Origin of the sequence: Microcoleus sp. B3-A4 (assembly GCF_036705385.1) — a bacterium.
Taxonomy (GTDB): domain Bacteria; phylum Cyanobacteriota; class Cyanobacteriia; order Cyanobacteriales; family Microcoleaceae; genus Microcoleus.
In genome coordinates this window covers 129,718-151,317 of the sequence record NZ_JAUBUI010000002.1, presented here as the reverse complement: position 1 = coordinate 151,317, position 21,600 = coordinate 129,718, and the positions used below count along the sequence as shown (strand labels likewise).

General features: G+C 46.8%; 19 protein-coding genes. 13 read left to right on the top strand and 6 right to left on the bottom strand.

Translation table 11 applies throughout. The annotated features are described in order from the left end of the window. Window positions 1-810: 810 nt before the first annotated feature. Window positions 811-2,133: a hypothetical protein gene (locus QUB33_RS02155; protein WP_333346610.1), complete on the bottom strand. Its 1,323-nt coding sequence runs from the start codon at window positions 2,131-2,133 to the stop codon at window positions 811-813. 719 nt (window positions 2,134-2,852) lie between these two features. Here QUB33_RS02155 and QUB33_RS02150 point away from each other — a divergent pair. From QUB33_RS02150 to proB, 7 genes are all read left to right on the top strand, one after another. Then, window positions 2,853-4,034: a F420-0:Gamma-glutamyl ligase gene (locus QUB33_RS02150; RefSeq protein ID WP_333346607.1), complete on the top strand. Its 1,182-nt coding sequence runs from the start codon at window positions 2,853-2,855 to the stop codon at window positions 4,032-4,034. Between the two features lie 191 nt (window positions 4,035-4,225). Further along, window positions 4,226-5,557, top strand: coding sequence for a GNAT family N-acetyltransferase (locus tag QUB33_RS02145; protein ID WP_333346605.1), 1,332 nt, complete (start codon window positions 4,226-4,228; stop codon window positions 5,555-5,557). 262 nt (window positions 5,558-5,819) lie between these two features. Next, window positions 5,820-6,278 (top strand): Holliday junction resolvase RuvX, encoded by a 459-nt coding sequence (gene ruvX, locus QUB33_RS02140; RefSeq protein WP_333346602.1) that lies wholly within the window; start codon window positions 5,820-5,822, stop codon window positions 6,276-6,278. 311 nt (window positions 6,279-6,589) lie between these two features. Further along, entirely contained in the window at window positions 6,590-7,168 is a 579-nt protein-coding gene (locus tag QUB33_RS02135; protein ID WP_333346599.1) for a DUF3727 domain-containing protein, read from the top strand. 247 nt (window positions 7,169-7,415) lie between these two features. Beyond that, on the top strand, window positions 7,416-8,540 hold the full coding sequence (gene mltG, locus QUB33_RS02130; protein WP_333346596.1) for an endolytic transglycosylase MltG: 1,125 nt from the start codon (window positions 7,416-7,418) through the stop codon (window positions 8,538-8,540). A 138-nt stretch (window positions 8,541-8,678) separates the two neighbouring features. Further along, window positions 8,679-9,200, top strand: coding sequence for a YqeG family HAD IIIA-type phosphatase (locus QUB33_RS02125; RefSeq protein ID WP_333346593.1), 522 nt, complete (start codon window positions 8,679-8,681; stop codon window positions 9,198-9,200). 75 nt (window positions 9,201-9,275) lie between these two features. Then, window positions 9,276-10,448, top strand: coding sequence for a glutamate 5-kinase (gene proB / locus QUB33_RS02120; protein ID WP_333346590.1), 1,173 nt, complete (start codon window positions 9,276-9,278; stop codon window positions 10,446-10,448). 1 nt (window position 10,449) lies between these two features. Here the strand turns inward: proB and QUB33_RS02115 are convergent, their stop codons facing one another. After that, the gene (locus QUB33_RS02115) at window positions 10,450-11,208 is read right to left on the bottom strand and encodes a hypothetical protein (protein ID WP_333346588.1); all 759 of its coding nucleotides are present in this window, start codon (window positions 11,206-11,208) and stop codon (window positions 10,450-10,452) included. 625 nt (window positions 11,209-11,833) lie between these two features. Between QUB33_RS02115 and ndk the strand changes: the two genes are divergently transcribed. After that, window positions 11,834-12,283, top strand: a complete 450-nt coding sequence (gene ndk / locus QUB33_RS02110) for a nucleoside-diphosphate kinase (RefSeq protein ID WP_190658714.1) — start codon at window positions 11,834-11,836, stop codon at window positions 12,281-12,283. A 154-nt stretch (window positions 12,284-12,437) separates the two neighbouring features. Here ndk and QUB33_RS02105 read toward each other — a convergent pair whose 3' ends face one another. Further along, window positions 12,438-13,184: a creatininase family protein gene (locus tag QUB33_RS02105; protein WP_333346585.1), complete on the bottom strand. Its 747-nt coding sequence runs from the start codon at window positions 13,182-13,184 to the stop codon at window positions 12,438-12,440. Window positions 13,185-13,448: 264 nt separating this feature from the next. Here QUB33_RS02105 and QUB33_RS02100 point away from each other — a divergent pair, with 264 nt between their 5' ends. Continuing rightward, window positions 13,449-13,607 (top strand): hypothetical protein, encoded by a 159-nt coding sequence (locus QUB33_RS02100; protein ID WP_333346582.1) that lies wholly within the window; start codon window positions 13,449-13,451, stop codon window positions 13,605-13,607. Window positions 13,608-13,721: 114 nt separating this feature from the next. Continuing rightward, window positions 13,722-14,462, top strand: a complete 741-nt coding sequence (locus QUB33_RS02095; RefSeq protein ID WP_333346579.1) for a response regulator transcription factor — start codon at window positions 13,722-13,724, stop codon at window positions 14,460-14,462. A gap of 175 nt (window positions 14,463-14,637) precedes the next feature. On the opposite strand, the gene QUB33_RS02090 is transcribed toward QUB33_RS02095, so the two are convergent. The 3 genes from QUB33_RS02090 to QUB33_RS02080 all read right to left on the bottom strand — a co-directional run bounded on the left by QUB33_RS02090 (window position 14,638) and on the right by QUB33_RS02080 (window position 18,611). Further along, complete coding sequence (locus QUB33_RS02090; protein ID WP_333346577.1) at window positions 14,638-15,393, bottom strand: 4'-phosphopantetheinyl transferase superfamily protein; 756 nt, start codon at window positions 15,391-15,393, stop codon at window positions 14,638-14,640. 122 nt (window positions 15,394-15,515) lie between these two features. After that, a complete protein-coding gene (locus QUB33_RS02085) occupies window positions 15,516-16,829 on the bottom strand; it encodes a dihydroorotase (protein ID WP_333346573.1) in 1,314 nt (437 codons plus the stop codon). Window positions 16,830-17,249: 420 nt separating this feature from the next. Next, window positions 17,250-18,611 carry a histidine phosphatase family protein gene (locus QUB33_RS02080; RefSeq protein ID WP_333346570.1) on the bottom strand — a complete coding sequence of 454 codons (1,362 nt, stop codon included), beginning with the start codon at window positions 18,609-18,611 and terminating at the stop codon, window positions 17,250-17,252. A 322-nt stretch (window positions 18,612-18,933) separates the two neighbouring features. Between QUB33_RS02080 and QUB33_RS02075 the strand changes: the two genes are divergently transcribed. The 3 genes from QUB33_RS02075 to QUB33_RS02065 all read left to right on the top strand — a co-directional run bounded on the left by QUB33_RS02075 (window position 18,934) and on the right by QUB33_RS02065 (window position 21,534). After that, a complete protein-coding gene (locus tag QUB33_RS02075) occupies window positions 18,934-20,526 on the top strand; it encodes a type II CAAX endopeptidase family protein (protein WP_333346567.1) in 1,593 nt (530 codons plus the stop codon). A gap of 352 nt (window positions 20,527-20,878) precedes the next feature. Further along, window positions 20,879-21,091 (top strand): hypothetical protein, encoded by a 213-nt coding sequence (locus tag QUB33_RS02070; protein ID WP_333346563.1) that lies wholly within the window; start codon window positions 20,879-20,881, stop codon window positions 21,089-21,091. A gap of 95 nt (window positions 21,092-21,186) precedes the next feature. Then, a complete protein-coding gene (locus QUB33_RS02065; RefSeq protein ID WP_333346560.1) occupies window positions 21,187-21,534 on the top strand; it encodes an NINE protein in 348 nt (115 codons plus the stop codon). The last annotated feature ends 66 nt before the right edge of the window (window positions 21,535-21,600 follow it).

Sequence of the window (21,600 nt, the reverse complement as noted above, 5' to 3'; positions counted from 1 at the left end):
CAAAAAACAGTGAGTTTAAGGATTGACATATACACAGCTAAGTAATCCTATACCTCTAATTACTTTAGGTTCAGTGTCGCTATATTGTCGATCTTGTCAATTCAATATCTTCACCCTATCTTTTATCTAAAACTGTATCATCAAAGGTTAAATCAGCGTCAAGATAAGCTGTAATCAGCGGTTCCACATGATCCCATAACAACTGAGGGGTGAGTTTTTATTGGATGAGATACCTATTAATCAAATCATGAATAATTTTTTATAATAAATGGTCTGCTAAAATGGGTTAACGTGTAGTTGATAGAACTGCTTAATAAATATTGACAGTAGGTGAGTTTTGTAAATCTCATCGGTACTGTAATTAAAATATTCTGATTATAGCGGTTGTCAATTGACCGGGGCAGCCGGATCAGTTATTTGCTCTGAAAGACTACATACACTCTTGGAATTCGATTTGTCAAGCCGTGTACGTAAGCGTTGCCCTCGTAGAGGATCGCACTTTCGGGCGATCGAAAATCCCTACAATGTTTTGCTCAGGTTGTCAACTTGTAGGTTAAGAGGACGAGTTGCGGTGAGGAGTGAGGGCCTGAGCACTCCTCACCATGTGCCAGTTGCGTAAGTCCTGACGAACTATGAACGGAATCTTTCCTTTTCCAGGGGGAGAGTTCCTCAATAAATAGACTTTTCGTTTAACCCTAGGCGATCGCATTCCTCCTAAACAGAAAAGAGTGGACTCTTTTCTAAGATCCACTCTCTGTTAAACTCTCTTAGGGCTAGCTTTAACAAGCTGGAGTTAAGCCCTTACTTTACCTAGTCCTTAATGATTCTCTTGTCATTAATGACCACTTTGTCTTTGAGTTCAGGACTGCCGGAGATGTGAAGATCACTATCCTTATTTTCCTCGGCGGATTCGGCTAGATATTGGGCAGATGACTTAACATCGTGCGCTGCACGTTTAGCAGATTGGGCTGCATTTTGGGCAGATGATTTAAAATCCTGCGCTGCACTTTGAGGAGATGGGGTTGCATTTTGGGCAGAGGACCTAAAATCAGGCACTGGAGGTTTAGCAAATTCGGCTGCATTTTGGGCAGATGATTTAAAATCATGCGCTGTACCTTTAGCAGATTGGGCTGCATTTTGGGCAGATGATTTAAAATCAGGCGCTCCACCTTGAGGAGATGGGGTTGCATTTTGGGCAGATGACTTAACATCCTGCTTAAACTCCTGCGCTGCACCTTTAGCAGATTGAGCTGCATTTTGGGCAGATGACTTAACATCCTGCTTAACATCCTGCGCTGCATTTTTAGCAGATTCGGCTGCGCTTTGAGCAGATGACTTGATTGATTCGGCTGCACTCTTGCCGGATGACTGAAGCGATTCGGCTGCACTTTTTATAGATGGCTCCACTGCCTTCGCTGTATCTTTTACAGTGGATCTAAGATCCTGAGTGGCACCCTCAATTTCCTGAGCTACAGCTTTGACAGAAGGCTTAACTTCATCAGCAGTACTCTTAATAGAGTCCGCTGCACTTTGTATAGAAGGCTTGACACCTTCGACTGTCTGCTTGACTGAATCTTTTACTTCTCTAATCGTAGGTTTGACTTCCTCGGATGCACTCTTGACTGCATCTACTACAGAAGGCTTGGCTTCCCTAACTGTCTCATTGACTGATTCGGCTATACCTTTAATCGAAGGCTTCGTTTCCTCAACAGTCTCCTTGACTGCTTCTGCTGTAGCTTTGATAGAGGGTCTAACTTCCTCAGCAGTTTCCTTTGCTACTGTCCCTAGCTCTTCTACAGTGTGTTTAATACCATCTGCTACGGTGTGTGCTGCATCCCCTAAATTATCTACAGCACGGTTAACAGTATCAGCAGTACCTTTACCAATCATAGCGCCAGCAACTGAGCCTGCTACAGCACCAATAATGCCTCCAGAGCGAGCACCTAGTATACCACCGACTGCTGCTCCAGCTATCCTCGCACCAATGCCTGAGCCTGATGATTGATCTTCCTGTGATTCTGCATTTTCCTTAGTCGGAACCTGAAGCTGCTGGTTCTCGCTATTTTCAACATTCTTTTCCTGGAAGTCAGGATTGGCTTCAGGCTGGTTAAAAGGCTGCTTATTATCAGTCATAGATATCCTTGGGTATTACTGCTACATTTACTAGGCTAACTATATACTTCTCCGAAAATGTACTGCCTAAGAACTAGATTTTGAGTGTTACTTAAGAAGTAGATTCTTAAAGGTACTGACCACTACGGCGCTAGCGGCTCGCTGTTCCTTCGACCATGAAGAAGCTGGAGGTGCGCGTTAGCGAAGCCCTCGAAGAGGAGCGCACATCTGGAACAGTCTTAGCTGAGCGAGCCAAAAATAACTCATTTATACAGACTTGCTTACAGATTAAATGATTAAGAAATCTTCTAAAATAATGTGGAGTCTCAGCTTATAATTTAACCTCGAAAAAAGTAAATAATAATATTTTTTAGAAAAATGGCGACTATTAAATAATTAAATTAAGTGAATTGTTTTGTAGACGTTGCTGATTTCCGGTAGGAAAGGCTAAATATCCAAGTCAGAGAAACCAGTATCCACAAAGATTGGGAATTTTCAACTGATTTTTTTCATACCCTGATTAAGCAACGCCAGATTTTGGAGCGATCTAACTCACGAGGAGAGATCTTTGAACAGCAACTTGACCGCTTTAGCCACCAGAGGCGATCGCACTTACGTGTAATTGGGGATAAGTTCGATCGCCCCCAACAACCCGCAAAACTTCAATTACTACCGGATCGTCGATCGAAGTGACAGAGATCGACTAAAGTAAACAGAAATTATTATTGGCGGTAATTAGAGTGATCGAGACTTTAGCAACAGGAGTCGCAGCAGCAGGTTCGCTGCTAGCATTGGGCGGGTTAGGCCTAGAGTTGAACTATCGCCGGACTGAAAGTCCAAATAAACTAGAACTAACAGCCGGAGAATGGCACTTAGCCATCTCGGAACCCAACCGCTATCTTTTAGTCGGGGAAATGGAGTTCCGCAACCTGACACAGCGGTTTGAGATTATGTTGCCGGAAGTGCGGGCGCAGGTGAAACTGCTGTCTGACGGAAGTTTAGATGGCGTTACTTCCGAGACAAAGGTGATTCCTTGCCACAAAGAGGCAGCAGCCAGAGCAGACGATTACTGGTTCGGCTATATTGTTAAAGCCCAAAAAACCACGAAAATTAAAGTTTCTGTAGACATTCAAGGGCAAGATTTAACCAAATTGCAATCAGCTTGGGTGCAAGTAAACTTCGTCACCTACGGCCCGGGCGGGCGCATCCCCAAAGTCCGTAACGTAGTAGTTCCCCTGCAATTTCCCAACTCGGACACCGTACCCATCGCCAGAAATGTCGGAGTTGCAGAAGTCTTGCCGATTCGCACTCACATACTGGCGGAATTGGACAATCCAGTCGAAATTGTCAAGCGGTACGTGCTGCCGCGCGCCCAGAAAGGCGATATTGTCGCCCTGGCAGAAACTCCCCTAGCTTTGATGCAGGGACGCTACCGCCATCCCAGCGAAGTCAAACCCGGATGGGCGGCAAAGCGAGTGTGCTTGTTTTTCTTGCCCACTTCGAGTTTGGCCACGGCTTGCGGGATGCAGACGTTGGTTGATGTAGTAGGCCCTTGGCGCGTAGTAGCGGCATTTGCGATCGGCGCTGTGGCCAAAATATTTGGCAAACCGGGAGTCTTTTACCAACTAGCAGGGGAACAAGCAAGGCTGATTGACGACGTTACGGGGACTTTGCCTCCCTTCGACCAATTTATTGTCCTAGGCCCGGACAATCCCCAGCAAGTTGTAGAAGAAATTCAACGAGAAACCGGACTTGCGGCGGCGATCGTAGACGCTAATGACTTGAAAGCAGTTAAGATATTAGCAGCGACCTCCGATTTATCGGTAACATTCTTAGAGCAAGCCTTGCGAAGCAACCCCGCCGGGAATGGTGACGAGCGCACACCGGTCGTTGTAATCCGACCTCTGCCACAAAAATCTTGAGTTGAAAACAGAAAATTAAAAATTCAAAAAGATGATTTGAAATTTTTAATTTTCGATCGCGCAAGAAAGGGAGAAGAATCAAAAGTTATAAGTTTTGAACTCAAAATTTACCCATTCAAAACTCAAAACTTCTCTAACTCTTCCCCTTTCTGAATTTTTATTTTTAAATTTCCATTCTCCACTTTTATGCTATGACTTCATTTCCCTCCCAAAACCAAAACCAGGTTGTGATTCGCCCGTTTCAGTATCGCGACATCGAGGTGATGGAACAACTGTGCGCGGAAACAGCCGAAGAGCCAGAAAACAGCAAGGGCGGAAGCTGCGATGTGGTACTAGGTAGAAAGTTGCAGCAGATTCGTCGCTGGTACGGACTACTAAAGATTTTTAGCTTGTTTCCCAACCCTTGTCAGTCCCTGTTCCGTGCCCACGTTGCCGAAGAAGAGGGGAGCGTTAAGGGCATAATTCAGATTTCTCCCTTCAACCGCACCCGCAGCACTTGGCGGATCGATCGCATAGGAGTAGACCCGGAAGCCCGCAGCAAAGGAATTGGTTCCATGCTGCTGCGGTACTGCTTTGAGGCAGTCTGGGAGGCGCGGACGTGGCTGTTGGAAGTGAATGTCGGCGACAAAACTTCCTTGGCTTTGTATCGGCAGAACGGGTTTCAGCCTTTGGCCCAGATGACATACTGGACGATCGCCCCAGAACGCCTGCAAGAAATGGCAAACTCGACGCCAGATTTGCCCAACCTGCTGCCCGTCAGCAACGCCGACGCTCAGTTGCTCTACCAACTGGATACCGCGTCTATGCCGCCCCTGGTGCGCCAAGTATTCGATCGCCACATTCAAGATTTCAAAACCAGTTTTTTCGGCGCTTTAGTCGAAGGTGTCAGACAGTGGCTGGGCAAAACCGAGGTAGTCAGCGGCTACGTGTTTGAACCGCAGCGCAAAGCCGCGATCGGCTATTTTCAGGTGCAGCTATCCCGCAACGGCCAGCAACCGCACGTCGCCCAGTTGACTGTACACCCGGCCTACACTTGGCTGTACCCAGAACTGCTGTCCCAGATGGCGCGCCTCGTTCAAGATTTCCCGGTTCAAAGCCTGCAACTGGCTTCCGCTGACTATCAGCCGGAACGGGAAGCTTATTTAGAGCAATTTGGAGCAGTGCGCGTGGAACACAGTTTGCTGATGTCGCGATCGGTGTGGCACAAATTGCGCGAGTCCAAGTTGGTCTCTCTCGAAGGACTCCAGCTATCAGAAATGTTGCAAAGCTTCCAGCCAACTCGCAAACCCGTACCCGGTCGGATGTCCTGGCTCGGCCCGATGGCTGGGGAAGCAGCAGCAGGGCCACCGTCCTGTGAGATTAAACCTCTGTTGGCTGACTCAGGAAACAGTCAAACGAATCAAGTTAACCCCTTGGGCGGCCAAAATTCAGAATCAGCAGCAACTGATGGCAGCAGCATTTTGCCTTTAAATCTGCCAGAGTTGCCTCTAGACGGCGGCTGGCCGGGAGAACTCAATTCTTAATAAGTGAAAGCAGAAGGTAAAAGGTATAAGGCAGAAAAAAAGAGAATTAATCATCCAAAAAATTCCTTTTTTCTGTCATAACCCGAAAATATCCCTTCTGCTTTTGATTAAAATTAACTTAAGATTACCTATCTTCTTCTTACTTCATTCTCTTATTCCTTCGCGTTCTTCGCGTCTTCGCGGTTGGTTAAATAAGATTATTTCCGCAAAAAACACTAAATCTAAAATCTAAAATCTAAAATCTAAACTTGATTGATTGATAATGTCCAACGATAAATTATGGATTTCAGCTCTGGGATTAGATATCGGGCTCAAACGAGTCGGCATCGCCGGGTGTGACGGCACTGGTTTAATAGCTACGGGCATTACAACACTGGTACGATCGTCCTTCGATCGAGACGTAGCTTATCTCCGAGAAATCGTGCGAGAGCGGAGAGTTCAAATTTTGGTTGCAGGTTTGCCCTACTCCCTGAGCGGAGAATTAGGCACTCAAGCCCGACAAGTGCAGAAATATGCTACTCGCATCGCCACAGCCTTAGAGCTCCCCCTAGAATACGTGGACGAGCGCCTGACTTCGGTTGAGGCAGAGGAATTGATGAAAACACAAGGGATTTCGGTGTCGCAAAATAAGGGTGCGATCGATCGCAAAGCAGCCGCCCTGATTTTGCAGCAGTGGTTGGACGAGCGGAGGCAAAATATCTGCACGCCTCCCAATCCTTGATAGCTGGTAACAAAGGCGTGATATCCTGGTTGTGCAAGTTTGCTACGCACACCTGTAACCCTTGACAAACTGGAGAAAATTCTGCTGTACCCCGGTACTGAAGAAGCACAAAATCGTGATTTGTCCTCAGTGTCGCTTGCTGACTCGACTGAGATTTAAACGCTGCACTCCTCGCCTGTGGAAAAGGCCGCGAGTCTCGCGGTTTAAGCTGGTGGACTGGCGATCGCCCACTTAGCCAGAATATCGCCACGAAAATTCCCCATTGTCAAGCAAACGTTACTGAATTATTGACGGAAAATAAGATACACGCGATGTCCTCATCCCCATACCGCAAAAAAGAGAATGGCAATTCCAACGAAGAGTCCGTCACCCTGACGGATGAAGTTGGGCGATCGCTGACTTGCCACATAGAATATTCTATGAATCTAGAAGGTCAAGAATACGCTTTGCTGCTTCCGATTGACTCGCCCGTAGAAATTTTTACTTGGCAGGGAGACGATAACGACGAAGCAGCAATTCCTGTAGAAGACGAGACCGAAATTGACAAAATTTTTGAGACAGCTAAAGTTGTGCTGCAAGAGCAGAACTTGACGCTCCGACGCACGGCGGTGACGCTGACTGTGGTTGGCGAATTGCCGGAATTTCCCGAAGAGGATATGGCATCCGATGTCGATCCGGATGAGGAGTCGGATTTCGAGGAGCTCATGTGGCTGACCAGTTTCTACCACGAAGAACAGGAATATGCCATTTATACGCCTCTAGACCCGTTCTTTATCTTGGCTAGAATGGATGACGACGGCAAGCCAGAATTGCTTTCGGAAGAAGAGTTCCAAAGGCTGGAACCGATGTTACCTATGCTGGAAGACCAGTTCTTTGACGATCTTGATTAGAGATTAATTGCAGACACAAGGTCTGATGGCAAAAAGCAGAATTTTTTACTATTTTATAAAAAAGTAAACTGCTCGCCCGATCGAACTTTTTGGAGATGGCCACTTCTGCCTTCGCGATCGGGCGTTTGAATTGGGCCGCGTGAATAGGGTCTTTTAAAGGGCTTGTATTCGTAACTTTTCGGTCATCAATCGCAGGTCATCAGTCATTAGTCGCTAGTTAACCGCCGCTTATCCAGGACAACGGACTATGAGTAAAGAACAAATGACAAAAGGCAGCGCGCGCGAGAGCCGAAAAGGTAATCCGCAAGTCTCTAAATGGTTGTTTTATCTGGCGTTGCTGCCGGCAATCTGGGGGGTTTGCGCTTGGCAGGGCTGGGCTTGGTGGAGCTGGGCTTCCGCCCCGCCTAAAATAGCTGAAACGTCAACTTCTCCGCCAGAGGATGCTGCTGTTTTGCTCCAAATCCCGGAGGGTACTCCCAGTCAAAAAATCGGGCGGGATTTAGAGGCTGCGGGGTTAATTCGATCGAGCTCGGCATGGAATATGTGGGCCCGCTGGCTGACTCTGCAAAACCGCGAGGGAGGTTTTCAAGCAGGAACTTACAAACTGTCGCCGACTCAGCCTCTGAGTGCAGTTGCTGACAAAATTTGGAAGGGCGAAGTCGTACAGCAGAGTTTCACGATTCCAGAAGGGTGGTCGCTGCAACAAATGAGCGCTTATTTTGAAGCGCAAGGTTTTTTCCCGGCTAAGGATTTTATGGCGGTGGCGAGTCAAGTTCCCTACGCTCAGTACCCTTGGCTGCCGAGCGGCCTGCCTCACTTGGAAGGGTTTTTGTACCCGGATACTTATCAGCTAGACGGCGATGCAATTAGCCCGGAAGCTGTCATTAAGCAAATGCTGGGTCGCTTCGAGGAGTTGGCTTTGCCGATATATCAAAAAAATCAGAAGAAAACTAAGCTGGATTTGAAAGAGTGGGTGACGCTGGCGAGTATTGTCGAAAAAGAGGCTGTGGTTGCGGGCGAGCGCAATCGTATTTCTGGGGTATTCAACAACCGTCTGAATAAGGGTATGCCTTTGGGTTCTGACCCGACGGTTGAATACGCCCTCGGCATTAGGCAAACGAAGGAAAAGCCTTTGACTTTCAAGCAGGTGGAAACCCCTTCTCCTTACAATACTTATATCAATGTAGGGCTGCCGCCAACTCCGATCGCATCTCCGGGAATAGCAAGTCTGGAAGCGACTCTGACTCCGGAAAAGACAGAATACCTGTACTTTATGGCTCGATACGACGGCACTCACATTTTTAGCCGCACGCAGGCGGAACACGATGCTGCGATTGCTAAAGTTGACCAGCAGTTGCGATCGACTCAATAGATAGGGGATGACTAATACAAAAGTAAAAAGTCAAAAGTCACGTAAAAGCAATAATTATTCACTTTTGATTTTTTACTTTTTTAATCTTTAACTTCCAATTTCTTATTTCTCAATCTAAACCTAAAATCTAAAATCATTATGACTTGGGGTAAAATACTACAGCCTGACTTAGTTCTCGGCGATTCAGTCATGAAGTTAACGGCTGATATTCTGCAGAAATATAATATTAAAGGATTAGTTTTGGATGTGGACGAAACTCTCGTTCCCATCACGGCAATGAATGCTTCTCCTGAACTCACCCTGTGGGTGGAACAAATAAAACCCGTAGTATCGCTGTGGTTGGCGAGCAATAATTTAAGCCAGACTCGGATCGGTCGAATTGCTGAGTCTTTGAATCTACCATACATCACGGGTGCGGCTAAGCCGTCCCGCCGCAAGTTGCGAAAGGCTATTAATGCAATGAATTTGCCGGTGGAACAGGTGGCGATGGTGGGCGACCGGCTTTTTACTGATGTTTTGGCAGGCAATCGTTTGGGTATGTTTACTATTTTAGTGGAACCAATGGTTGATGCTGGGTATGCGCTTCGCAAGTATCCGGTGCGCTCTTTTGAAGTTTGGGTTTCTCAAGCTTTGGGGGCTTCTCTGAAAATTAAAGATTAAAATGGGGAATTGGGCATGGGGCATGGGGCATGGGGCATTGGGAATTGGTAATTAGGAATTGGGAATTGGTAACTAATGGCAACCGACAACAGTCAACAGTCAACAGTCAACAGTCAACAGTCAACAGTCAACAGACAACAGACTAAAACTATTGTTGTTAAAATAGGAACTTCGACGCTGACTCGATCGACTACGGGAAACTTAGCTCTTTCAACTATTGGTGCGTTGGTCGAAATTTTAGCTGATTTGCGGCAGCAAGGTCATCGAGTAGTTTTGGTTTCTTCGGGTGCGGTTGGGGTTGGCTGCGCGCGCTTGGGTTTGACGGAACGCCCGCGAAATATTGCTCTGAAACAGGCTGTGGCGGCTGTGGGCCAAGGGCGGCTGATGCGGGTGTACGATGACTTGTTTACTACTTTGCAACAGCCGATCGCTCAAGTATTGCTCACCCGGGGCGATTTAGTGCAGCGTAACGGTTATGTTAACGCTTGCAATACTTTTCAGCAACTGCTCAGGTTGGGCGTGATTCCGATCGTCAATGAAAACGATACTGTGGCGGTAGACGAGCTTAAATTTGGCGATAACGACACGCTTTCGGCGCTAGTAGCGAGTTTGGTAGAAGCAGATTGGTTGTTTGTGCTCACAGATGTCGATCGGCTGTATTCCGCCGATCCGCGCAGCAATCCAGACGCGCAGCCGATCGCCCTAGTCCAAAGTATGGCACAGCTCACAGAATTTCAGGTGCAAACAGGAGATTCCCGCAGCGGTTGGGGAACCGGCGGAATGGTGACAAAAATTGAAGCGGCGAGAATAGCAACTGCATCGGGAGTGCGTACAGTCATCACTGACGGCTGCTTTCCTGGTAATATCCAGAAAATACTCAACGGAGAGTCGATCGGCACTCAATTTGAGCCTCAACCGCGCCCTGTAAACGCTCGCAAACACTGGATAGCTAACGTGCTAATTCCGGCAGGGAAACTATATTTAGACGCGGGTGCTGTCAAGGCAATTTCTCAGGGCGGAAAATCGCTTTTAGCTGCGGGTATTGCTCAAGTAGAAGGAGAATTTCAAGCTGATGATTCCGTGCAGTTGTGCGACGCAACGGGCAAGCAAATTGCTAGAGGGCTTGTGAATTATAGCAGTTTAGAATTGAGACAAATCCAGGGCTGCAAGTCCGACAAAATTGCTGAAATTTTAGGCTATGCAGGCGTAGAAACGGCGGTACACCGAGATAATTTAGTGATTGTTTAAACTAGCAAATATCGAGACAGTCGATCGCGCAATGAGCGAAGGCAGGAATTGAGGATATTTGCAACACAGTCTTGCAAGAATTTGTTTGGCTGTGTCGGAACAGCTCGTTCATCGCTTCTGTAAACAGTTCAAATACATTTTGTGCTAATTCTAAAGCTGCTTGGCATTCCGCATTAGTAAGTTTGATCTCTGCTAAAAGTTGCAACATCTCTGGCGCTTTTAAAATGTGATAATTTTCTAAACCCCCATAACCTCCTCCAAAATCAACAGATTCTTTTTGGGTAATTGGCTGTAATTCTCTTACCACTGCTAGCGCCGCTTCAAAAAAAACTTGGGCCGTTCCTTCGAGGGCTTCCACTAACACCAGTTTCTGAATGGGAGACGCTTTCCAAGCGTAGCGTTCGAGCACTGAACAAAGCGATCGAGTTTTTTTAGTTTCTTCACCCCAAAGCAGTCGGAAATCGCCGTAACTCATTAATTGGTTTAAGCCCAGTTCCTCTAGGTATTCTAGATAGTCGTGCCAATAATAGTTTTTTTTATAAGTATATTTATTAATGAGTTCCTGAACTTTGCTATTACTAGAAGATTCTCGCAGTACATATTTATTTAAATCGAGCAATCCCACAGCCAAAGGAGCGAGTACAGGCGCAAAAATTAGTCGTTGATTCGCGTGAATGTGTTTATTGGCTAGAAAGTCAAACAAGGGCAATTTTGCAAACTCTTGCTTTTTGGGTTCAATGAATGCTACAATGGCTTTCATACTTTTTTCGCCTGAATAGTTGCTGTCAAGATCATCTTCATACATCTGTTAATTATCTATATTTTCGAGCCTAAATAATTGTGTTTCTTATCATAGATATTTGTATTTTAGATCATAGGTAAGAGTGTTTGCAGTCACAGTAAATTGTGACTTGTATCATATTAGACCAGAAGTTCGAGCATCTTGTTCGCTAGAGATAAAATGTTCTACATTTAGATTGGATATTTCGGGCGTTGCTCAAAGCCACCCCACAAGAGTTTGATTATTTATTGACCGACAATTTGAAGGCTGATTAACTTATATAGACCAGTGAGCATTCTGCTCGCACTGCTAAAAAATGCTGTTTACACAATCGGGATGTTCCCTGCAAATCAGTCCTAGACGCAGAGGAGTCTCGAAACCAGGTTTCTTCGGATATTCATCGCTGCTCAACAAAAATTTTTCTGAGAAACCCGGTTTCTTTAACCCTTGGTTTTATTGCTTCTTCCCTCTTTCCTCTTCCCTCTTCCTTCTTCCTTCGGCCAGAAGCCTCAAAATGACAATTTCCAATTCTCAGAATTGCCTTTAGGTGCGTTGTGAGTTACTCTATCTTTTGGATCAGTTAACACAATTATAGGAGTTAATCTTGGAACGAACTTTTTTAGCGATTAAGCCCGACGGCGTACAGCGCGGACTCGTCGGCGAAATTATCGGTCGTTTTGAAGCCAAGGGCTTTAAGCTAGTTGGTATGAAGCTAATGACGGCGAGTCGCGAACTTGCCGAACAGCATTATGGCGTACACAAAGAAAGACCCTTTTTTGCGGGGCTGGTAGACTTCATCACTTCCGGGCCGATTGTGGCGATGGTGTGGGAAGGCGACGGCGTTGTGGCCTCGGCGAGGAAAATGATTGGCGCAACAAATCCTCTGAATTCAGAACCGGGGACAATTCGCGGCGATTTGGCTGTGAATGTCGGTCGCAATATTATTCATGGTTCTGATGCTGTAGAAACTGCCCAGCAGGAAATTAGTCTCTGGTTCAAGGAAGAAGAATTGAGTGCTTGGACACCTTCTTTAACTCCTTGGATTGTGGAGTAGTTTTGATATTCTCCCGATTGATTAATCGGGAGATATATCCTTTATCAAACAGATGAAATATCATGTTTCTGGCTGACTCAGAACGGTAAAATATAGAAGAGTTTGACATTTTTACTTGTTACCAAGCTATTCGTAGTAACGAGAAGAAAAAACGTTAATCGGAATTTAAAAACTCCAAATAATTATTAGTCAATTCTTTGACTGCTAATTCGTAAAACTGCTGACCGTGTTCGGGGGTTGCTAAGCCCGGATTTGAACCCATTCTCCCGTCGGGAAAGCGGCGGCGGAAGTCAGCAGCACCGTAAATTTTGTGCCCGGAACCGACTTCTTGCGAAAGCGGAGCTTGCTTGATTGCTTCTGGATAAAGATAGTGGGTTAAGGCGACTTCGCTGGGGGTGGCGTGGGAACCTTCTTGGTTTCCGTATAATTCTTTTGCTAGTTGGTAAACTGAACCGCACATGAACCAGTTGCCGATTTGACACTGGATTCGATCGGCAGTCGGTAAATTTAAGTCTGACAAATGCGCGTATGTCTCGGAAAATGCTGCTTTCATTGTCGCAATGTTGCCGCCGTGACCGTTAATGAAAAAATATTTCTCAAATCCCGCTTTTGCCAAAGATGTGATACAGTCCCTGATTACCAGTATCAGGGTCTGCGGTCGCAGGCTGATTGTGCCGGGAAAGCTGGTGTGGTGCAATGCCATCCCGACATTAATTGTCGGGCCGATTAAGGCATTGGCAGCTTCGCCGACACCGCGGGCGATCGCCTCGGCAGCAATGGCGTCAGTCCCGATCAAGCCGGTGGGCCCGTGCTGTTCGGTGGAGCCGATCGGGATAATTATGCCTCGGGAGCTTTCGAGATAAGCTTCTACCTCGGGCCAGGTACTCAAATGCAGCAACATGATAGGCAGTCTACAGAATTTTTACTTGCTATCGTCGATCGTAGCCGGCACGGGAAGAAAAAGGAATTTAGACCAACTTATTATTGTATTCTTAAAAAAAGCTCTACAGTGCGATCGCACCTTTACCGTTATATTACTTAACCTTAATAATTTAACGACTTGATTACCCAAACTTTACCTTTTAATAACCTTTTAAGAGTAGTATAGCAAGCATCTCCCTATAGATTGGGTGTTACGTGGTCAATTAACAGCGGGCAATGTTTTATGAAATTAACAGCGACCCCTAAAAATGACCAGACTTCTGAGGCCAGGACGCAGGCAGACAGCGCGACTTCGGCAACTGCTCTACGGCTGTATTCCTTACACGAGCAAGTAGCAAAGGTCGAGCGCGTGTCTGTGGGATGGACTGGCGAAGGATTCTAAGCGATCAAAGTTTCTGGCGATCGTCGTACAAATGATCGCAGCGCGAGAGTGCCTCAGCTACCGAACAAGGCCCCTCTCGCTAGCCACATACAAACATAACTCCCCCTGATATTTATGCCTTCTGCTGAATTAAGCGAAAGTCCTTCTAGGTTGGCTGTTGGACAAGCCGGCCGTATCTTGTTATTGGAAGGTGAAGACCTGTTGCGGGAAATGCTAGCTTTAGCCCTTAAAGAACAGGGCTACGAGGTGATGGTTACTAGCGACGGGCGCAACGCTCTGCCTTCTGTACAGGCTTCTTCGTCGTACCACGGTGAATTTGCCTTCAACCTGTTAATTATGGATTCAATTAACGGTTTGGATCTGTGTCGAATGTTACGGCATCAAGGAAATCCCGTCCCTATTTTGATTATCGGTGCTAGAGGAAGTGCCAACAATTGCGCTTTTTACCTAGAAGCCGGATCGGATGATTATCTGACCAAGCCTTTTGGAATGCGGGAGTTTATCGCTCGCTGTCGGGCGCTGATGCGACGCCAGCGCCTCAGTAGGTTACCGGAACCGAGGACGCTGCAATATAAGAGCATAACTCTGTATCCTGAAGAGTGCCGCGTGTTGGTTCGTGGTCTGGAAGTGAAATTTTCTCCTAAACAGTTTCGCTTACTAGAACTATTTATGAGTTATCCCCGGCGAGTTTGGTCTCGCGATCAGTTGCTAGAAAAAATTTGGGGCCAAGATTTTATCGGAGACAGCAAAACAGTTGACGTTCACATCCGTTGGCTACGCGAAAAGTTGGAAATAGATCCGGGCCAACCGGAATATATCATTACGGTACGTGGATTCGGCTATCGATTTGGTTAAATTTTTAAATCAGTTGTAGGGTTGCAAGTGGCAGTGGAATTGACGTAAGGACACAACATTTTTGTGTCCTTATTTGTCTGTGTAGGGTGTGCAATGCAAGAGCTTGAAGGCTCAACCTGTAGACCTATTGTAGCGACCGTTGCCGTTATCTTTTACTCTTGGCGATCGGTATAACTCAAAACCCCCCTGTCCACTCCCAACAATGAAGTTTCGAGCAATCTCCTGCAACCGCAACAGCCGCCACCATATCTGAACTGGGAATTAATTCAATTAAAGACCATCTCGATGCTTCTTCGGGGTTGTCTTCAACATTTAACAGCGCTGCAGGTTCTCCTGGTGCGAGGCTGACATCAAACTGATTCAGGGGAAGAGAAAGTCCTTTACCGACTGCTTTGATATAGGCTTCTTTGCGAGTCCAGCAGGTGAAAAAAGCGCGGGGTTGGAGATGTTCTGGGAGCGAACGCAGCACAGAGTTTTCTAAGGGCGAAAAAAACTTTTCAGCAATTTCCAGGCAAGGAAAGTTGGGATTGATGCCTTCAATATCGACACCAATATCTCGATTTTTGGTAATAGCAATTAGAGCCATGTTCCCTGAGTGAGACAAATTGAAACGCAGGGTATTTCCACCTTGGGCGGCGATGAGAGAAGGTTTGCCGTAGGGATTGTAGTCAAAGCGCAAAATGTGAGAATTTATGTTAAGATAGCGACTGAGAATTTCTCTCAGCGCGCCACGACTCACAATAAATTGCGATCGACCTTTTGGAAAGCGAAAACCCTCGGCTTTTGTCCGCTCGTCGGTAGAGAGAGTCTCTTTTAAACTCTGCAAGCAAGATTCTGTTTGAGCTAGAGAGACGCGCCAAACATGAATTTCGCCCAGATCCAATGTCAAGTCTAGGGGTGGAGAATTCCACGAATCAAAAGCAGTAATCATGTATTTATCTTTTTTTCTGAGTCACCTCATCTAGCATTCCCAGAAACAGGCGTCTGGCCTGTTCTACTTTTAGAAACAGGCAAGATGCTTGTTCTACAACAGATGAATTTCAATTGCAAGAATTAATAAATCCAGCGTTGTACAACTTTTCCTGCTAATTGCTGTCCCAACCAAGGCGTATTTGCCGATCGCGACTTGAGACTTGGCCCGTCAACATTCCAACTCATTTGTGGGTCGAACAAAATCAGCTCAGCAGAGACTCCCGGTGCAACCATGGGAGGGGTTTGTCCGAGACAAACGGCAGGGCCTGCGCTCAACACTCGCCACAGTTCTAAAGCCGAAAATTCGCCAGTTTCTACCAGTCCGTGCCACAGTAAAGGCAAAGCTAATTCTAAGCCGATCGCCCCGGGCGGACTATCAGCAAAAGCCACAGTTTTCTCCTCATAAGTATGCGGATTGTGGTCGATCGCGATCGCATCAATTACGCCATCTTTCACAGCTTGAATCAGCGCTAATTGGTCGCTGAGATTGCCCAACGGCGGTTCTAGGCGTAAATTCGGATCGTAGGGCAACGAAGCAGTCAGAGCATTTTTCCCGCCGGAATCTTTAGAGTTTCCTGAAATTGCCCCGACATTCAACAGCAAGTGCATCCAAGTCACACTCGCAGTCACCGGCAAACCCCGCGCCTTGGCATCCCGGATCAATTCCACGCTGCGCGCCGTAGAAACGCGCATAATGTGCACCGGAGTGTCCGCAGATGCCACCAACTCCAGAATTACCGCCAAAGCCGAAGTTTCCGCACTCGCCGGAATTCCAGGCAAACCCAAGCGCACCGACATCGCACCTTCTCTCACCGCGCCATTTCCTGCCAAAGTTCGATCGCACGGCCACAAAGCCACAGACTTGCCCAAAGGCTTGATATACTCCAGCAAACGCCTCACCAGAGCCGGATTAGACAGCGGCAAACCGTCTGCAAAACCTACCACTGGACACGAGGCCAGCTCGCCCAACTCTGCCATGTGCTGCCCTTTAACGCCCGCTGTCAGCGCTCCCCAAAAATACAAGCGGGGCAGCCCGGGCGGCAAATTGCGGATATGTTGCTGCAACAAAGCCAAACCGGCCAAATTGTCAACAGGTGGCGACGTATCTGGCAAAATCGCCACTCGCGTAAAACCCCCAGCCGCCGCAGCCTGCATCAAAGATTCCAGCGTTTCCCGATCCTCAAAACCCGGTTCTCCGCTGTGACTGTAGATATCAGTTAACCCCGGCCCCAAAATCAGTCCCTGGCAATCCCGCACTTCCGTGTCAGGGGGAAACTCAGCAATTTTTTCCTCAACTGCTTTGATATCACCTTCAGCAATCAGAATATCAGCGATGCGATCGCTCCCTGAAACTGGATCTAGCACTCGTACATTTTGTAGCAGTTCGCGGCTCATAACTTAAGATTTAAATATATTGAAGAAGAAAGTTCGGCAACGGATTCTGTAATCGATGTAACGGATGGAAGATGGAACCGCGAAGACGCGAAGGACACGAAGGAAGAAGGAAGAAGGAATAAAAGCAAGGGTTTTAGTAATTAAGAACGTCCTAACCATCTTGGCAGTTGCTATAAAAATTCAAACATTTTTCAGGCGGGTACTCGTAGCGGTGGGCAGTGGTGTTAACTTAGGCCTAAAAGCTTTGATAAATTTCGCTTTGACACGAGTCTCGATCCCCCTAAATCCCCCTTAAAAAGGGGGACTTTGAGAAGGCTTCTTTTCCCCCCTTTTTAAGGGGGGCTAGGGGGGATCGAAGGCCTAATCGTCAAACAGCAGACGGGTACTACATCTACGGCTTCGCGCCCAGCAATTTACCGATTACAGTGCTCCGGCTGCTGTTTTGTCAAAAACGCCGCCGCTCAAATGAGTTGTCACATTCATCGCTTGTAATACCGGCAAACCATCCGGGCCGTGGGGATAATCAATCACGCTAACGGCTCCGTTTCCTTGTTTGAATTTCCAGAAATGTTCGGGTTCCAAACCGAATAGGTGGCAGAGAATAGCTTTGTTAATGGCATCGTGAGCAACGACAATTCCAGTACCAGAAACAGAATGTACAATTTCTTGCCAAGATGCGATCGCCCGAGTCCAAACGTGCTGCAAATTCTCTCCTTCGGGCATTTGGACTGTTTCAGGAGATGTTTTCCATTCGTGTAGCAAACCCGGATAGGATTGTTCTATTTCTGATTCAAACTTTCCTTCCCAAAGTCCGTGGCTGATTTCTCTTAACTCGTCGCGGAGTTCCAGTTGCAAGCCGCCGTGATATTGGAGAATAATTTCCGCCGTTTCTTTCGGGCGCAGCATGGAACTGCTGATCGCAAAATCTAATTTTACATCCTTGAGAAATTCTGCCGCCCGCCGGGATTGTTCGCGGCCGTTATCGTTGAGAGGCACGTCAATTTGCCCCTGAAATTTACCTGCTTTATTCCAGTCGGTTTCGCCGTGACGCACCAGCAACAAGCGCGGCCCTTGGTGTCCGTCCCTCGGTTTGGGGAAAATTTCCCCGGTATGGGAAGTTAAATTCACCGATTCTAATTGAACTGCAACTTTCTTTTTTGGTTCTCCTGCTTTTTCGTTACTCACAGGGGAAGGGCCAAAATTAATGACACTAATTCCGCAATTTGACTGTTGAATTGATTGATAGTAATCCGGGGTAATTTCCGACGCGGTGGCGATGAGAGCGCGGTTGATTCCGTTGTGACCTACTACTAGAATTGTGCCGTCTTGGTGGCGCGATAAAAGTTCTTGCCAAAAATGACGGGCGTTAGCAAAAATTGCCAATACGGGAAAGTGTTCGATTTCTCCGTCAGCAGATGGCAGTTTCATGGAAAATTTGTCTGGCTGTCTTTGCCACTGCTGATATGCTTCGGGGAATTTGTCGATCGCATCTTGGCGCAGCATTCCTTCCCACAGAGGCAAATCGATTTCCATCAAATTATCAGTTGGCTGGAGTTGTGGCGGATTTGTCAAGCGCGACAGGATGATTTCCGCTGTTTCTTTGGCTCGTTGCAGGGGACTGGTATAGGCGGCATCAAAGGCGATACTGCTGAGTGTGTCGCCTACTTGCAGGGCGGTGTTGCGGCCTGCTTCTGTCAAAATCGATTTATCGAGGCGGCCTTGGATGCGGCGTTCTTGATTGTAGGTGCTTTTGCCGTGACGGACTAAGATAATGCGAGTCATTCGATTTTAGATTTTAGATTTTAGATTTTAGATTTAGCCTGCTACCCCGCTGCGGTTGCGCCGTGCGGATATTACCTCATACATCGCGGGTGTTTATGCCGCACTACTCATGTAGGGTGCGCCATAAGCACCGTTGGGCTAAGGTGTGAACCTTATGTATACATGGCGGAGCGAGGATTTGTGGCGTAAGTCTTGTTGAGGCGAGTCAAAAAGATGAGCCAGTGAAATTTTACCAGTTGTCGGGATACTCTCGTCTGCAACGACCTATGATTAAAGACGGAAAAGATTTAGCCACGGATTCGCGCAGGACGGAAAAGCAGGAATGACACTGAAGCGGGTTATTTTAGGTATTTTAACGGCGATCGCGATCGCCATGGTCGGTTTATCTTTACTTGCTAGTTGGAATCAGCCGCAAATTCAAAGCCGGCTGGAACTCTACCAGACAAATTTGCTGCTGCACGCCTCGGAGTGGCAAGGAGAAAATAATCAGAGTGCTAATTTAAGTTCGGCGCGCACCAATATTGTCGGTGCAGATCCTTTAAATACGGCTTTGACACAATATCAAGAAGCGCGAGACTCGACTCGCAAAACTCTCGAAACAACTCAATCACAATTTAAAGTAATTGAGTCTGCCATCGCCTCCAAGTCTGATGATAATACTCTGAATTTGGCTCAAAACAAGGCTTTGTCAGAGTCTATCGATCAACAGTCAGTGCTGCTAAACGAACTTGACTTGCGCTTGGGAATTTTGCAGGCAAGCAGTGGCAAAACTGAGGCGGCTCTCCAAACTTGGACAAATTTAGTTGAGCGCTACAAAACTCAAATAGATTACGACTCTTCGGTGGTAACTGCTCAAGTTTTAACTGGAATTTGGAGCAATCCGGCTCAACTGCTGCCGGATGCCGAGTCGCGCATTCAAAAGTCTTTGGATGGCTGGTTTCGCTATCGCGCTCTAGCTCAACTTTACAAGCTGCAAGAACGTTCTAAAGATCTGGCGGCGCTACAAGCAGCAGAGCAAGTAACGGCTGAGCAAGCTGTAGAAAAGTTGGCAATTATAGTTGGCGTCCCGGCGATCGCACTTTGTATTGGCACGGTTTTGCTGGTTGGTTTGAGCGTGCAGTGGTTGTTGCAGCGGAAGCAGTTAGATACACCAGGTTCCGGCCCGGTGTTGGCGCGAAATGCGAGCTTGACTTGGGATGTGCCTTGGGACGGCGAGATTGTTTGGCAGGTGCTTGTGGTCGGCTTTTTCTTTGTCGGGCAAATCTTGATTCCCTATTTGTTACTGCCAGTTTCTCTGGCTGTTTTAAAACTCAATCCAGCTACTTTTGACCCGCGCAACAAGGCTTTTTATATCTTTGCTACTTATTTGTTGCTGTCGGGTGGGGGGCTTTCGGTACTGTATTTTTCGGTCAAGTCTTTTTTGCCTTTGCCGGAAGGTTGGTTTCGGATTAATTGGCGGGGAAGTTGGTTTTTGTGGGGATTTGGCGGCTATTTTGTTGCTTTGCCTTTGGTAGTTTTGGTGTCGCTGATCAATCAGCAATTTTGGCAGGGACAAGGTGGCAGCAATCCGATTTTGCCGATCGTTCTTGAAGGTAGGGACAACGTGGCTTTGGTGGTGTTTTTCGGTACTGCTGCGATCGCCGCTCCGCTTTTTGAGGAAATCGTGTTTCGAGGCTTTCTGCTGCCTTCCCTGACTCGCTATTTGCCTGTTTGGGGGGCGATCGCAGCTTCTGCTTTCTTGTTTGCGGTGGCTCACTTGAGTGTCTCGGAGATTCTGCCTTTGGCGACTTTGGGTGCGGTTTTGGGGTTTGTGTATACGCGATCGCGCAATCTCCTTGCTCCTATGCTTCTCCACAGTCTTTGGAACAGCGGTACTCTCCTGAGTCTGTTTCTTTTGGGCGGCGGCGCAAGTTAATTCCGGCGGTTGTTAATAATTGTGAATTAACCGAGTTTTTTTGAGAGCGATCGTCAGGGCGATCGACTCTTGCCAAAAACAGCACTAGGGTGTTCGGTCCGCCCCTTATATCTAGCCCGGTAAAATAACCGGAATTCCTATAGGGGCGGGTTCACCCTAATCTGTAATATCAGCAACAGATCCAGATCTGCCCGCCCGGGCCCCTTACTTTAGCGGAAAAATAGGGTTTAACATGGAAGTAGTATCTTGTCGGCTGATGATTGAGAAACTGACCCGGGCGATCGCACCAAACGGAAGTTGACAATCCGGCTAATTTATAGCTAAATTTTAATTTAGGATGAGGCTTAAACCCATGAGCAATTTGAACAGCCGCAAGTTAGAGGGAACGCCGAGTTGGATGCGTTTCGCACCCTACGGAGCCTTAGGTCTGTTAATATTTTCTTTCAATTCAGGCAGCGAACTAAATTATTTTTTGAGAGGCTACTTGGTGATTCTACAGGCTCAAGTCGGTATAGTTCTGCTGTATTTTGTGATGTCTAAGTTTCGTAAAAACCCAAATAAATGAGTAAAAATTAGTAAGATTACTTAGCTCGATCGTCCAAGGTCGCGCATTAAAAGTAGATCGCGGAAGTAAAAATAAAAAAACAGGGGAAAGTAAAAATGGTAAAAGATAAAAGCGTAGCAGTTGTGTTAGCTTTCTTTGTAGGAGGTTTCGGAGTTCACAAATTTTATTTGGGCAATAACTTAGCAGGGGTATTATACTTGCTATTTTCTTGGACATTAATTCCGTCAGTGATCGCATTTTTCGATTTTATTGGCCTGCTACTGATGTCGGAACAAGCTTTTCAGGTACAGTACAATGGCGGAATGTTGCCGTCTGGGTATGCCCTCAGAGCGGCAAAAGATGTTACTGGGGCGATCGGCGAATTAAAAAAACTTTACGATATGGGCGCAATTACCGCCGAAGAATATGAAGAAAAACGCCAAAAACTGTTGCGAGAATTGTAAATAAGAACGCAGAAAAAAGAAGGAAGAAGGAAGAAGGAAGAAGAAAGCCCACTATTAAAAAAGTGG

Coding starts and splice junctions, on each gene's coding strand:
- proB (WP_333346590.1), top strand. CDS start 9,276: ATGGCAACCGACAACAGTCAACAGTCAACAGTCAACAGTCAACAGTCA.
- QUB33_RS02145 (WP_333346605.1), top strand. CDS start 4,226: ATGACTTCATTTCCCTCCCAAAACCAAAACCAGGTTGTGATTCGCCCG.
- QUB33_RS02075 (WP_333346567.1), top strand. CDS start 18,934: ATGACACTGAAGCGGGTTATTTTAGGTATTTTAACGGCGATCGCGATC.
- QUB33_RS02090 (WP_333346577.1), bottom strand. CDS start 15,393: ATGATTACTGCTTTTGATTCGTGGAATTCTCCACCCCTAGACTTGACA.
- QUB33_RS02100 (WP_333346582.1), top strand. CDS start 13,449: ATGAAATTAACAGCGACCCCTAAAAATGACCAGACTTCTGAGGCCAGG.
- QUB33_RS02155 (WP_333346610.1), bottom strand. CDS start 2,133: ATGACTGATAATAAGCAGCCTTTTAACCAGCCTGAAGCCAATCCTGAC.
- QUB33_RS02095 (WP_333346579.1), top strand. CDS start 13,722: ATGCCTTCTGCTGAATTAAGCGAAAGTCCTTCTAGGTTGGCTGTTGGA.
- ruvX (WP_333346602.1), top strand. CDS start 5,820: ATGTCCAACGATAAATTATGGATTTCAGCTCTGGGATTAGATATCGGG.
- QUB33_RS02080 (WP_333346570.1), bottom strand. CDS start 18,611: ATGACTCGCATTATCTTAGTCCGTCACGGCAAAAGCACCTACAATCAA.
- QUB33_RS02135 (WP_333346599.1), top strand. CDS start 6,590: ATGTCCTCATCCCCATACCGCAAAAAAGAGAATGGCAATTCCAACGAA.
- QUB33_RS02065 (WP_333346560.1), top strand. CDS start 21,187: ATGGTAAAAGATAAAAGCGTAGCAGTTGTGTTAGCTTTCTTTGTAGGA.
- QUB33_RS02125 (WP_333346593.1), top strand. CDS start 8,679: ATGACTTGGGGTAAAATACTACAGCCTGACTTAGTTCTCGGCGATTCA.
- QUB33_RS02085 (WP_333346573.1), bottom strand. CDS start 16,829: ATGAGCCGCGAACTGCTACAAAATGTACGAGTGCTAGATCCAGTTTCA.
- mltG (WP_333346596.1), top strand. CDS start 7,416: ATGAGTAAAGAACAAATGACAAAAGGCAGCGCGCGCGAGAGCCGAAAA.
- QUB33_RS02105 (WP_333346585.1), bottom strand. CDS start 13,184: ATGTTGCTGCATTTGAGTACCTGGCCCGAGGTAGAAGCTTATCTCGAA.
- QUB33_RS02115 (WP_333346588.1), bottom strand. CDS start 11,208: ATGAAAGCCATTGTAGCATTCATTGAACCCAAAAAGCAAGAGTTTGCA.
- QUB33_RS02070 (WP_333346563.1), top strand. CDS start 20,879: ATGAGCAATTTGAACAGCCGCAAGTTAGAGGGAACGCCGAGTTGGATG.